Source organism: Bradyrhizobium genomosp. III (assembly GCF_000261705.1).
GTDB lineage: Bacteria > Pseudomonadota > Alphaproteobacteria > Rhizobiales > Xanthobacteraceae > Bradyrhizobium > Bradyrhizobium ottawaense.
On record NZ_AJQF01000203.1, the window covers coordinates 1 to 12791 of the forward strand.

General features: G+C 60.9%; 11 protein-coding genes. 7 read left to right on the forward strand and 4 right to left on the reverse strand.

Annotated elements, in window-relative coordinates:
* Both IC66_RS0117550 and IC66_RS42575 read right to left on the reverse strand, forming a co-directional pair.
* A partial coding sequence (locus tag IC66_RS0117550; protein ID WP_157158060.1) for a phasin family protein occupies positions 1–585 on the reverse strand: 585 nt, incomplete at its 3' end.
* A gap of 906 nt (positions 586–1491) precedes the next feature.
* The gene (locus IC66_RS42575) at positions 1492–1803 is read right to left on the reverse strand and encodes a helix-turn-helix transcriptional regulator (protein WP_038973704.1); all 312 of its coding nucleotides are present in this window, start codon (positions 1801–1803) and stop codon (positions 1492–1494) included.
* 216 nt (positions 1804–2019) lie between these two features.
* On the opposite strand from IC66_RS42575, the gene IC66_RS0117565 reads away from it, so the two are divergent.
* The 6 genes from IC66_RS0117565 (at position 2020) to IC66_RS0117590 (ending at position 8308) form a co-directional block, all read left to right on the forward strand.
* Complete coding sequence (locus IC66_RS0117565) at positions 2020–2673, forward strand: hypothetical protein (protein ID WP_028140199.1); 654 nt, start codon at positions 2020–2022, stop codon at positions 2671–2673.
* A 181-nt stretch (positions 2674–2854) separates the two neighbouring features.
* On the forward strand, positions 2855–3148 hold the full coding sequence (locus tag IC66_RS0117570; RefSeq protein ID WP_028140198.1) for a hypothetical protein: 294 nt from the start codon (positions 2855–2857) through the stop codon (positions 3146–3148).
* Between the two features lie 13 nt (positions 3149–3161).
* Positions 3162–6359 carry a hypothetical protein gene (locus IC66_RS0117575; RefSeq protein WP_028140197.1) on the forward strand — a complete coding sequence of 1066 codons (3198 nt, stop codon included), beginning with the start codon at positions 3162–3164 and terminating at the stop codon, positions 6357–6359.
* A gap of 270 nt (positions 6360–6629) precedes the next feature.
* Positions 6630–7163, forward strand: coding sequence for a hypothetical protein (locus IC66_RS0117580; protein WP_028140196.1), 534 nt, complete (start codon positions 6630–6632; stop codon positions 7161–7163).
* Positions 7164–7264: 101 nt separating this feature from the next.
* Positions 7265–7660, forward strand: coding sequence for a hypothetical protein (locus IC66_RS0117585; RefSeq protein WP_049824105.1), 396 nt, complete (start codon positions 7265–7267; stop codon positions 7658–7660).
* A 99-nt stretch (positions 7661–7759) separates the two neighbouring features.
* Entirely contained in the window at positions 7760–8308 is a 549-nt protein-coding gene (locus IC66_RS0117590) for a hypothetical protein (RefSeq protein ID WP_028140194.1), read from the forward strand.
* 1253 nt (positions 8309–9561) lie between these two features.
* Here IC66_RS0117590 and IC66_RS0117605 read toward each other — a convergent pair.
* Together IC66_RS0117605 and IC66_RS48975 are read right to left on the reverse strand one after the other, a co-directional pair.
* Entirely contained in the window at positions 9562–10206 is a 645-nt protein-coding gene (locus IC66_RS0117605; RefSeq protein ID WP_240536573.1) for a carbohydrate porin, read from the reverse strand.
* 219 nt (positions 10207–10425) lie between these two features.
* The gene (locus IC66_RS48975; protein ID WP_256379492.1) at positions 10426–10557 is read right to left on the reverse strand and encodes a hypothetical protein; all 132 of its coding nucleotides are present in this window, start codon (positions 10555–10557) and stop codon (positions 10426–10428) included.
* 296 nt (positions 10558–10853) lie between these two features.
* Between IC66_RS48975 and IC66_RS0117620 the strand changes: the two genes are divergently transcribed.
* The coding region (locus IC66_RS0117620; RefSeq protein WP_049806553.1) for a bifunctional diguanylate cyclase/phosphodiesterase at positions 10854–12791 on the forward strand (1938 nt) is incomplete at its 3' end.

The window sequence follows — 12791 nt, forward strand, 5'->3', positions numbered from 1 at the left end:
GCCCTGCTTAGCGTGGGATCTGATCCAAGTTTTTTTAATCTGCTTCCCAGTATCGTCGGCCATTTTGAGCGACAAGTCGGCGATACGACGGCTGCTTTCCAGAGCGGTCTCCACTGTCTCCCGCACCATGTCACTCTGCACCGCCGCAAAGTCCTGTGGGGTTCGGCACGTCCACAACCTGTTCAAGTGGTCGATGTGCTTCTGGAGGTATTCTTGGGACATTCCCCCCATCACTTTGGCGGCGGCTGTACCACTGTAAAGGAGCGTCTGCGCGTTGCGAGCTGACCGTTCGGTTGCCGCCGTTGCCTTTTGCGCATCTTCTTCAGATAAGCCAAGCGTGCGGCTAAACTGCTCGCTAGACCGTCCCATTACCGAGGTCGCCGCTTCGAGGCTGGAGCGCCAGGTCTGCTGTAGCGTCTCAACATTTTGCTTGAGCATATCAGCGTTGGCCCGTGCCACTTCTTCGCCGGCTTCAGCCGCAGCTTGCCCGATGCGCGTAGTCTGCTCCGCAGCCCTCTCGCCTGTACGGCGGGCTGCGTCTTCCATGTTTTGCGTCGATCTCTCTTCCGGACGCGGGTTTGCCATCTAGTTCTCCAATGATGGTGTCGATGACTGCCCTCAGCCTGTTGTGCAGAAACGCGATCATGATGAGACCGTTCCTGAGGCTGCCCACTCTTTCAGCTTGGGCCGATGTCACTAGGAATTATAAGCGAGAGGTTTACTGCAGCTCGTTCCCGCCGCGACGTATGTTGCTCAAGAAGGTAGCAGAGGGCTCTCGCGGCTATTCTGTCGTGAGCCGACGAAACCGACGGTGCGGTCCTGAGACAGGTCAGCATACTTGATCAAGGACGGCTGATTGCGCCGAGAAGTAATATCAACGCCGAAGCCATGATGGCGAGGAAAGTGCGATTTATGGGATTCACCGGGCGCTGCGCAGCCCCGAGCACAAGCTGCTCTGACAGGCCGTCCGCGCCAGGCTTGATGCTCGTAGCGCCTACGCTCAATGCCCCTGCTAGTAGTCGTTCCCGACCTATACTTTCGGAGCCGAACCCCCAAACCAAGGAGAAGAACCGTTGTCTGGTCCGCGCTCAGCGAGGATCGTCCGCTGTTCGCCTTCTCTGGTAACTGGACGACGTTCAACGATGATCGCGGGCCGAAGTCGAAGCCGATATAGGGGCCGCATACGCCTTTCCGACGACGGCGCCGAATTCGATGGTCGAGCCGATCCATCCGAAGACCACGCCTGTGATCCTCATACCGATGAGGAGCGTGCTGTCGACGCGTGGGACAAAGCGCGTAAGAGCAAGCGGCAACGCCCGGCGCGCCGCCGGTCGGTGTTGCCGGTGCGTACCAGGCGCGTTCCGCGACGAGCTTGGCGAGGCATCGCGCGCGCTACTGGGCGCTGCAGCAGCAAGATCCCGTGGTGAGAATCTTCAAAGGACTGGCATAGCGTCGCGCGCCAGCTCGCCGGCGAGCACTAGCGAGCACCCCTCAACGCGTGCTCGGTGTGCCCGCAACGGCAGCAACCGCACGCGCACGCCGCCCCTTGCCCCGTGCCCGGCGCGGATCAAACTCGTCAACAGCGTTCTGCCACGCCACGATCTCGTCCTCAAACCAGACGCGCCGGTTCGGGCTGATGTAGGTCGATTTGGGGAAGCGGCCCGACTTCTCCATGCGGTACAACGTGGTGCGACCGACCGGGATAACTTCCAAAACCTGCCGTTCGTTGAGCATGCGGCGAGGACGAGAAGTAGCCGGTGCTACGTCCTCCGTTTCGGCTTCGCGTTGATTTGCCGCTATCATTGTAATCTCAAAAGTGTTGCCGGCAGCGCCGCGCCTACTTCATCCCCCTTCCTGGCCGGTAACCATAAGCACCGGATGTAGGCGTCAGCGGGAGGTTTCAAAAACAAAGTGCGCAGTAGCGGCTTGCTCTGCGTATAAATTGATGCACCATTACTGCCAACGAAAACCGGCGGCGTCTTTTCATGCCGCCGAATTGTGTTCGAACGTGCAGGTCCCATGCGCAACAAAGGCTCACCTCTGAACGAGGCGGAACGCCGTGATCAGCTGTTGGATGCCCTGTTCCGCGCATTGGGCGTAAGTGATCCCTTTGTGCTACACGTTCTGAAGCAAGATCTTGAGTATATTGAGCACCAGGGCGCGCGCTTCCGTACCGCGTTGGTCGAACAGCCAGATCCGGGCGCGGTTAAACGTTTACGAGCGTCCGGCGGGAGAATGCTGGCGCTGTCAGAGGAGGTCGGAAACGATTTCCTGACGAACGATATCGAGAAGATCATTTTATCCCAGCTCAATCCGGACGCAGATGAACAAACGCTGCATTCCTGGATGACTGATCCCGAACACCCGCAGAAAGATCTGATAGCTACGCTAACGACTTACCTGTCGGCTATCGACCAATGGCTCGAGATCAACAGTACCAAGTACCGAAGGCGCGACGTGCGCAAACTGGTGGTCGAACCCTTCCTTCGCCTGATGGCGAAGCACGACATCACCACTAGCCGCAAGCAACGTCCGCGCAAAAAGATCTTTGATGCGTTGTTTGACTGGCTTGAGATCGAACCAAAATATCGACCCACCAGCGCCAACATCGACGCGATTGCCAGAGAAATGGAACCAGGTACCTCGGAGCTCAAACGCAACACGGCGGGCTAAAATGTAACCGCCGCTTTTCGTGTGGCTTTAGCGCGACTCAGCCCAGAATAAAAAAACCCACCGCATTAGTTGCGGCGGAGTTTTTCAATCACTGGGCTCGCATCCCAATCTTGGCTCGTCTCGGTTGCACGTTGATTATGCCATGGCTGGTGTGAGGCCGCAACAGCGGAGCTCTCCATCCATGGCTTTCACCATCATCCCCGGCGGCCGCAAGCCGAAGCCGCCAATCCCGTTGTATCGCTTCGTGCGCAGCGCCTGTCGTGACATTGAGCGCATCACGCGCATGGCGCTGACCTGTGCGCCGACAGACAGCTGGTCGCAAACCTTCTTCACCAACCTTATCCGCGCGCTGCGCAATGCGGCGGAGGAGCTGGAGCGTGCTGTCGAGCTGCGCGTTGCCGAAGATCGCGCGGCTCACCAGGAGAAGCTCGCCGCGATCCGCGAACGCGAAACCGACGCGCGTTTGCACAAGTAGCCGCGGCGCGACAATGAGCACTACTGACGTCGTTTCGCAGTCAGCTGACGAAGACATCGCCCAAAGCGATGGCGACGTCGCCGGTCAGGCCGACCTGGCAGGCGCGCAACTGACCTTGATCACAAAACTGGACGAGCCGTCGCTGATGTCGAAGCGGCTGTCGTTGAACGACGACGGCTCGCTGAACAGCGACGGCTCGAAATGTTGGATGAGCAAGGGCATTGCTGCGCGCACATTTGCCGCCACCGCGGCTATGCTTGCCCGCATCATCGTCGCTTGTCGTTCCAATCAAGCGATCGCGCTCGGCTCGATCGCGCAGAACATCGCCGCTCCCGTTCACATCGTCACGAAAGACCGCATCAACGAGAGTCCCGGTTGCATTGCCCGCACCCGCGATTTCATCGACTATCGGTCAGGCGCGCCGTCCTGGCTTCTGATTGATTTTGATTCCAAGGGCATGCCTTCGGAAGTCAAAGCCAAGATCGATGCCAGCGGCGGCATGTGGGACTGCCTGCTCAAGATCGCTCCTGGTCTCGCGCGCGCCGCCCGCGTCAGCCGCTCCAGCACGAGCGCTGGATTGAATCGTGGCGACACCGGTGACCTGATCCCCGGCTCTGATGGCGAACATCACTACTTGCTCGTCGCTGACGGTGGTGACATCGAGCGCTTCTTGAACGATCTGCACGATCGATGCTGGTTGCATGGATTCGGCTGGCACATGATCGGCCGCGCCGGCCAATTGCTCGAACGGAGCATCGTGGATCGCATGGTGGGCTTCGGCGAGCGCTTGTGTTTCGAGGGTGCTCCCTTGATCGTCCCGCCGCTCGTCCAGAACTCTTCGAAGCGAGAGCCTCGCGTCTTCGACGGCCATGCGATTGACTCCGGCCGCGTCGTGCCGGCGCCGACCGAGTACGACCGGCACCGGATCAACCTGGCCAAGGCTGATAGCAAGCGAGCTTTGAGCAAAGCTGCCGGCGAGGTCGCGGACAAGCACGACCAGGATCTCGCCAAGGCCGTCTCAGCTCGCTCAGGCACGCCGACCGCTACCGCATTGCGTTTGGTTAAAGCGCGGCACCAGGGCGTGCTCTATTCGGACATTGAGTTGGAGTTCGATCGCCTTGGTAGCGTTACCGTCGGCGCCGTGCTGGCAACGCCGGAGCGTTACGTGAATGAAACGCTTGCCGATCCGCTCGAGGGCGTGTCGTACGGCCGTGGCAAAGCCATGGTCATGCGAGGGCGCGAGGGCGATCTCGTGATCCATTCGTTTGCGCATGGTCGCTCGTTCTATTCCCTGCGTTACGATTTGGCATCAGCAAAGGCGACCGTCACCGCCGGACCCGTCGCGGGCATGGTGGATCACGCGATGGCGATTCTCGCTCAAGCCAAGCTCGAGCTGAACGAACTCGACGACTTTGCTGCGTCGGTGGCAAAGGCCGCCGGCGTGAGCGTGCGCACAGTCAAGGCGCGAATGAAGGGCGAACTCGCTGAGCGAAAGATCCAGGCGCGAAAGGCTGCCGCGGAAGAGACGACCGATGCCCGCATCGTTCGCCCGCTTCCGTACGCAAATGAGGAATTGTTGCCGACGGTCACTTTCATCGACGCTGTTCTCGCAAAAGACGACAGCCCAGAACCCCCGATGCGCAACGCAAACGGTGTGCCTGTGCGGATCGACGAAAAGGAGCCATGGGCTCTTCATCTTTTGACGTCCGAGTCTGCAAACGCGACCGCCGGCTCCGATGAGCTGATGAAGGCGCCGGTTCAGCCGGTGATCAACGAGTTGACTGCGAGCAGCCTGCAGATGCTGATCGAGAAGCATCTCCGCTGGAAGAAAGTCCGCAAAGATGGATCATTCTATTTTGCGGCCACGCCATTGCCGTTCATCAAAGCGTTGTTTGACTATGCAGACAGCGAGATGCCCGTTGTCCGCGCGATCAATCAGGCGCCGCTCGTGACTGTAGCCGGACAGGTGATCGATGGAGAGGGCCTCGATCGGACTCTTGGCATTGTGCATCGCATCGATCCCGCACATCGTGCGTGCCTGCCTGCCGGCAGGCCGACGGACAATGAGGTTCGCGCGGCGCTGGAATATCTGATGCATGAATGGCTTGTCGATGTGGCTCTCGACGATGCCGGCAAATGCGTCGTCATTGTTCTGGCTATCACCCTGTTGCAGCGCGCGTTGCTCCCCGAGCGTCCGGCGTTCTTCGTCACGGCAGGTCAGCGCGGTGGCGGCAAGACGACGTTGATTCAGATGATCGTCACCGCAATTCTTGGCCGCCCTGCTGCGGCGGCGGCCTGGTCGGATAATGCGGAGGAGCGAAAAAAGGCGTTGTTCTCGTATCTGCGTCAAGGTGTCGGTGTGTTGATCTGGGATAACATCAGTCGTGGATCCACGATCAGCTGTCCCCATATCGAGGCCGCGCTCACTGCGCCCGAGATCTCGGATCGCGTGCTGGGCGTCTCCATGTTCGAGACGGTGCCGGCGTCGACCGTTCAGGTCTTCACCGGCAATTCGATCGCGCCTCGTGGCGATATGGCAAGCCGGTCGTTCATCCTTTCGTTGAACGTCGATCGGCCCGATCCGGAGAATCGTGATTTCAAGCACAGCGATCCCGTGGGCTGGACGCAGGCGAACCGCGCGCGTGTTCTTCGGGCGCTCTATTTGATTCTGGTCGCCGGCATTCAGAACCGACCGGCCGACCAACAGGCAAAAACGCGCTTCAAGAACTGGTGGAACCTGGCCGGATGGCCGGTTGAATATGCGGCAGCCTTGGTCGGCATTGACTTCGATTGCGGCAAGCTCCTCCTGGCCGGCGAGGCCCAGGACGAGGAAGCGAGCACGACGTCGCGCGTCCTGACCGCCCTTTGGACGCGGTTTGGTGAGGAGCAGTTCACCGCGCGCTCAGTGGCATCGCTGCTCTCGGATTACAATGTCGCTACCGATGAGGATGCCGCTGAGCTTGCGGACGGATTGGCGGAGTTGGCGCAGAAAGCCGTCGATAAGGCGACCGCGCAGGGTATCGGCAAGCTGTTCCAGAAGCATTTGACCGGGCGCCCAACTTGGATCGAAGACCGCGTCGCGTTCCTGCGCCGCGTCCCTGGTCATCAGCAGAATCTATATCGGATCGAGAGACGGGGGGTGGCTGGCGATCGTCAGTCGCCTGGGAAGTCCGGCGAACGTGACGATGATCCCTTTTCGGATGCGAACTGACGCGAGATGCCTCCCTTCGAGATCTCGCGAAGGGGAAAGAGGGGAAAGTTTACAGCCTCGTCGCAGGAAAAAGTGCGAATCTTGGGGTGAGCTTGCGCTGGTTTTCGAGAAAGTCTCGGAGCCGCGGGCTCTGACATTCCCCTCATTCCCCCTTTCCCAAGGTGAGTACTGATCACGGAACGAGCGCGGCGGATTCCCCGCTGCGCTCGGGCAAGGCGATGGGGACGCGCCATGCTCGGTTAAAGCAGTCCCAAGCAGGAGCAGGTAACAATGAACGCTGAAACGATCAAGAGCCATCATATCGTCATGTCAATGACGCCGTCGTCCGACTGCCGCTTTTTTGCATCGTGGCTTCAGAAGGTGGCGGAAGCTGGTGAGTTCTTGTCCCAAGCGATGGGCATGTCTCAGTTCGCTAACCTCATTCGCTCAATGCACATGTTTGCGCCTCCCGACATCCAAGCCGCGGCGGTGGAAGTTCTGTGCGCGTTGCGGACCGATAAGGAGTGGCCGTTCCATACTTCCAATGATGGCTGTGCGATGGCGGTCGGTCTGGACCAAGCCGACAACTGTCAATTCGGGGTCGAGGTCGCGATCCTGATTCAACTCGGCTTCTTCACGCTGCTTGATGGTCGTTATCACATGTCTGTTCCGGAAACCGTCACTCCCGAGCTTGTTCAGGCGGCTCTGCTGAAGGTGGCATCCACCCAAGTGGACGACACCGGCGCTCAGCCGCAGTGCTTGCTGCACTCGATGCCGGAAGCTGAAGCCGAAGCGAAAGCGATGAATCTGCGCAACGCCGCGTAGGTTAGGGATACCCCTGATAATTGTGATCACATCCGACTCCGCTCCGGTCTCACTCACACGAGACCGGGGCGTACCCAATCAGAACGAACGGATACACCAGAATGAGTGTAGATATCGTTGGAAATGCCAATGGATGGTGGCAAGTGGCGCCGCTTTGGTGGTTTTTGCTTGCCGATTACGCTGACCACGTTGCGCCAAACGTCGCCAGGAAGTGCCGGCGTTGGTACACGAGCGAACTGGATGGGCTGGACGAAGATCACGCTCAAGAGCTCGCCGCCGGATTGCAGAGGTCGATTGACGACTGCAGCATCGATCGGTATGCGCGTCAGCTTTTCGCTGCGCTCCGTAGTGAGAAGGACTTTTCTTGCTTGGTCGAATATGACGGGGGCGAATTCTATCCCCGACCCGACGAACGGCAGTTTGTCGATCAATTTGTCGGGGAAGTGCAGCGCTTTGTTGGTTTTCTGCTGTCGTCCAAGGGGTTCCAAATCATTTAGCCGACGCGGTGGGGTCCTTCCCAGGCCGGCCAGGAGCGGGTCGCACTTGCGCGCAGCATATTTGTACCGTATAGTACAAAATGAGGAGTCAGAAGGAAAATGGCGACAATCGCCCAAGCGGCAGCTCACATCTGTTGCTCGCGGTCGCAATTCGATCAATATCTTGCCGAAGGGGTGATCACGCGTCAGCCATCCGGCAAGTACGATCTCGACCAAGTGCGTCGCGAGGTTTTGGCGCATCTGCGCTCGGTCGCGGCCGGCCGGGGAGGCGCGGCGGGCAATAATCTAACTGAGGAGCGCACGCGCCTTGTGGCCGCGAAACGTCGCCGCGAGGAGCGCCGGGATGCCTTCGAGGCAGGCCAACTTGTGGAGCTTGAATCCGTTTGCCGTTGTCTGGAGGAAACTCTCGTCAGCATGCGCAATCGGCTACTCAATTTACCTGGCGAGACAGCCTATTTGCTCGCCATGCGTCGGCAGGAGGAATGCTTTCAGGTTGTGGATGATGCTGTTCGGGCGGCTCTCGAAGAAATTGCTGATCCTGCCTGGACTGCTGCGCGTATGACGGCTGCGGGCTTTGTGAGCAAGATCGACGAAACCCATAAAGGCGATCATGATGACAAAGAAAATGATATCTCCGACGTGGCTTGAAGCCGAGCCTCGCGTCGGCTTTCGCATTCATTCGAACAGCGAGGTGGAAGTGCTGACCGAGGCTGAAACCCTCGCGCTGGTCTTGCGCACTATCTATGAGGGGATGCAACGAGCTGGCTGGCGTTTGAACTCGACCTCGCACTGATCTGACTTCAGCTTGCCCCAGCTGGTGGGCCTGTAAGGCGCCAAACGATCTCTAGCGGCAGCTATCCAAGATCCAGATGCAGGCAGAAACCGACATCTAAGTTCTAGGCCGCACGCGGTGGCGAAGCGTGGTCGTCATCGGCTTGCTGGCGGCGGCAGCCGGGAGATTGTTCTATCTGCTCTCGTTCAGCTTCAGCGGATCTCCGTTGATTTCGGTCGTGTTCCCGCTTGCTGGACGTGCCTAGGCGAGGTTCATCATCACGGTCCGGCGAAGTGGGTGACTGGGCGCTCGCTCATTCGAGCAACACGCGTAGGGTCGCCTGGGTCGAGTCGGTTGTTGGCGGCCTTCGCAATCGGCGCGCTCGCCGGATCGGCGCTCTATGCAGGCTATGGGCTCGCGTCGATCTCGCGCGCCGATGGTCCACCGGAAGGTCAGTATCGACCCGGTTTTCTCGGCGCGGATCCGGCCCGAGCAAGCGCCAGTCAGGTCACGTTTGAGCCCGCGACCCGGACCGGGTAGCACACGCACCGCTCGGGCGCTGATCATCACGACAGGGGCTTGGCTGGTTGCAGCGCGAGGGCGCGGCACCTCGATGAAGTCCGGCCCGGCGGCGTCCTCATCCGCTCGGACTGAAGCACTCCACGACAGCAATGACCCACATCGCCGTCCACGAATCCGTCGGCGGCAAGAAAGTGGATTGGCTCGAGAAGCTGAGCGACGAGCAGTATCGAAAGTGAGGCCCGGATCGAGTCGAGCCGCGTTCGCTGCGTGTAGACACCGGCATTGTGGATGATCGCTTCCATGCACCCGATGGCTTCACTTTGATCGGCGATGCCCTCGTTTCGGCGCCGCTCTGCAGATTCCCGACCACAACTCCTTAAGCGCGCGACGCGAACTTCCAAGCGCTGCGGCGCGATCGGCCGAACGCGCGTGCAGCACCGCTTGGTCTCCCTGATCCACGGTGACCACCGAATCAATTCCGAACCTTGATCGCCGCGGCGCTCGGTGGAGTATCTCGGGAACAAGCCGGCAGCCCGGGACGGGCCGCGACCGCCGCGATGGCCCTCTGCATCGTGGGCATGGCCACGATGTTCATGGGCTCGTCGTCCTAGAACTTGAGCGTGGTCCTGAGGCCGAACACGGATGCGTTTTTGAGAGCCTTGCCCGCCAGAGGCCAGGCGGGTAACGCGGCCCCGCCCCCTGGATGAACGATGTACTGGAAATTGGGTTGGACAGTCCAGCCGTCCCTGATCTGGTACTGGTAGACGGCCGTCAACAAGGCTTCGAAGCTTCGCACCGGCCAATTCGGATTGACCGACGTCCGGTAGTCCGCGTCAAGAGCCTGCGCGCGTTCGGAGACATGGGCATAACCCGCGGCGATCCCGAACTTGTCGTCGGGACGGTCGTCGCGAAGCCCGATGAACTCGACGCCGGCATCGGCGTAGAGATCGATCAGGTTGCGATCGGCAGGTGCGCCGGCGGCCCTTGCGAACAGGCCGATCCCACGATCATCGCTGTGCGGCACGCGATAGATCTGTTGCTCGAAGACGGCCCACCCACCGATATCTCCTGACAGCAACAGGGGCTCGCCGCTCCCGCCCGGAGCGGCGAGAGAGATGCCGTTTGAGGCGAGCTGCTGGTCGGCGAAGGAGCCGAAGTGCCGCCAGCCGCCGAACTTGATCTGGCCTGTCAGATTCGGGTCGCCCTTCTTGTTGTTCCAAGCATACTGAATCTGTCCGAGAGAGGCCTTCATCCTCACACAATCGAGGGAATGACATGCGCAATGCGGTAACCACCTCCCGGCAACGGGCACGTGCGTCAGCCAAAGCGCGCAGAGCGTCGCGCCGGCCGACCCCTCTCAACAGAACTCTATTCCACATCAAGCAGCTGACAATCGAGCTGCCCCGCCGAAGTCGCCCGGCACATCCCGCCGCGGCGGCAAGCTCACGCGTGCCGGCCTGCTCCTGCGATATCAGGCGTTCTTGGAGAGCTCGAAACTCTGAGTTGGCATCTCTACGGCGATCTGGACTGTGCGCTCAATCTGCGCATCAACGATCAGGCCGTGAACGTTCGCTGCTCCGGCGGCTACGTCGACGGCGATCACCGCACCGTTGCCCGATCGCCAGCCATGCATTACCTCTGGATGTAGGTCACGGCAACCACCTCGAAACAATGATGCGCCGTCCCGAAGCGGTCGGCGCGGCTGCATGCTCGCGCGTCAAGATTGATTGTCCAGGCAGTGCCCATCCCCCGTTGAAAGAAGTTGGACGAATTCCCATTCGACGAACAACGAATGGTTGATTCTGGAAGCGTCTGTTCACCATCCGGCAAGCCAGTCCTCCTTCGTTACCTAAAATCCACCACTTCCCCGCTCTGGTGATGGCAGGTTGGGGAAAGCTCATGTATCAGGTGCTCTACTGTTTGACGGATGAACACGACTGGCGACTGGTCGCGCTTGGCGCCGCGGTTTGCCTGCTCGCAAGTGCGGCTGCGATCAGCCTGTTTCACCGAGCGCGCGCCACGCAAGGATCGGGGCGCCTTGTATGGCTAATGCTCGACGCAGTCGTTGCCGGCTGCGGTATCTGGGCGACGCATTTCATCGCTATGCTGGCGTATGGACCGGGCGCCGCCGGTGCCTATAACGTCCCGGTGACGCTGCTGTCGCTGATCTTCGCCATCGCCGTCACTTTTGTCGGCTTGAGCGTTGCGGTCTCGGCCATGCGACCCAGCCTCGTCGTCCTTGGCGGGGCGATTGTCGGGGGCGGCGTGGCGGCGATGCACTATACCGGCATGGTGGCCCTCGAAATCCCTGCGCGCCTCAGCTGGGCAACCGGCACCGTTGCCGTGTCGATCCTGCTTAGTCTGGTCTTTGGTGCTCTCGCACTCCATGTCGCTGGACGGCACGAGAGCTTGGCCGGCGCGATCGGCGCCACGGTGCTGCTGACGGTGGCTATCGTCTCGCATCATTTCACGGCGATGGGGGCGGTGCAATTGACGCCTGATCCTAGGTTGGCGATCAGCGGACTGTCGATACCGCCGATATCGTTGTCAGTTTTAACGGCAAGTGCTGCGGCTGCGATCATCGTGATCGCCTTGATCGCGGCGCTGCTCGACAGCCGCGCCAAAGGCGAGTTGGGGCGCCAGCAAGTCGTGCTGGACACGGCGCTCGAGAACATGTCGCAGGGACTGTGCATGTTCGACGCCGACGGCAAGATCATCCTGTTCAACGAACGCTACGCCGCGATGCTCGGCCGCACCAACATCCTGCTTACCGGCCGCCTGCTGGTCGACGTGCTCAGGGAGGAGCAGGCCAAGGGCCAGTGGCAGGGCGACGCCGGCGAGTTCTTCGCCCGCCTCGTCGCCGACGCGCGCGAGAGCCGCACCACCACCGACGTCGTCAGCAGGCTCGGCCGGTCCATCCGGGTCGTCAACCAGCCGATGCAGGGCGGCGGCTGGGTCGCGACCTTCGAGGACATCACCGAATGGCTCGAGGCGCAGGCCAAGATTTCGCACATGGCGCGCCATGACGCGCTGACCAGCCTGCCGAACCGCGTGCTGTTCCACGAGCAGCTCGAGCAGGGACTGCGCCGGACCAGGTCGGGCGATCAGCTCGCGGTGCTCTGTCTCGATCTCGATCACTTCAAGGACATCAACGACTCGCTCGGCCATCCCATCGGCGATGCGCTGCTGAGGGAGGTCGGGCGCAGGTTGACGTCCGCGGTCGGCGAAAGCGACACCGTTGCGCGGCTGGGCGGCGACGAGTTCGCCGTGGTCCAGATCGGACGCTCCGAGGAAGCCGCTGCGAGATCGCTCGCCGGCCGTCTCGTCGAGGTGATCTCGGCGCCTTACGAGATCGACGACCATCAGATCGTGATCGGCGTCTCGATCGGCATCTCGCTGTCGCCGCAGGACGGCAGCAATCCCGACGAGCTGTTGAAGAATGCGGACCTCGCGCTGTACCGCGCCAAGGCCGATGGCCGCAGCACCTATCGCTTCTTCGAGACCGGCATGGACGCCCGCGCGCAGGCGCGTCGCCTCCTTGAAATGGACCTGCGCGCGGCGCTGCAGCGCGACGAGTTCGAGGCGTATTACCAGCCGATCCGCGACGTCGCCAGCGGCCGCGTCGTCGCCTTCGAGGCGCTGTTGCGCTGGAATCATCCGCAGCGGGGCCTGATCGCCCCTATCAGTTTCATTCCGCTGGCGGAGGAGACCGGCCTCATCGTCCAGCTCGGCGAGTTCGTGCTGCGCGCAGCCTGCACCGACGCGGCCACCTGGCCCGACGATGTCCACGTCGCCGTCAACCTGTCGCCGGTGCAGTTCAAGAATCCGAACCTGATC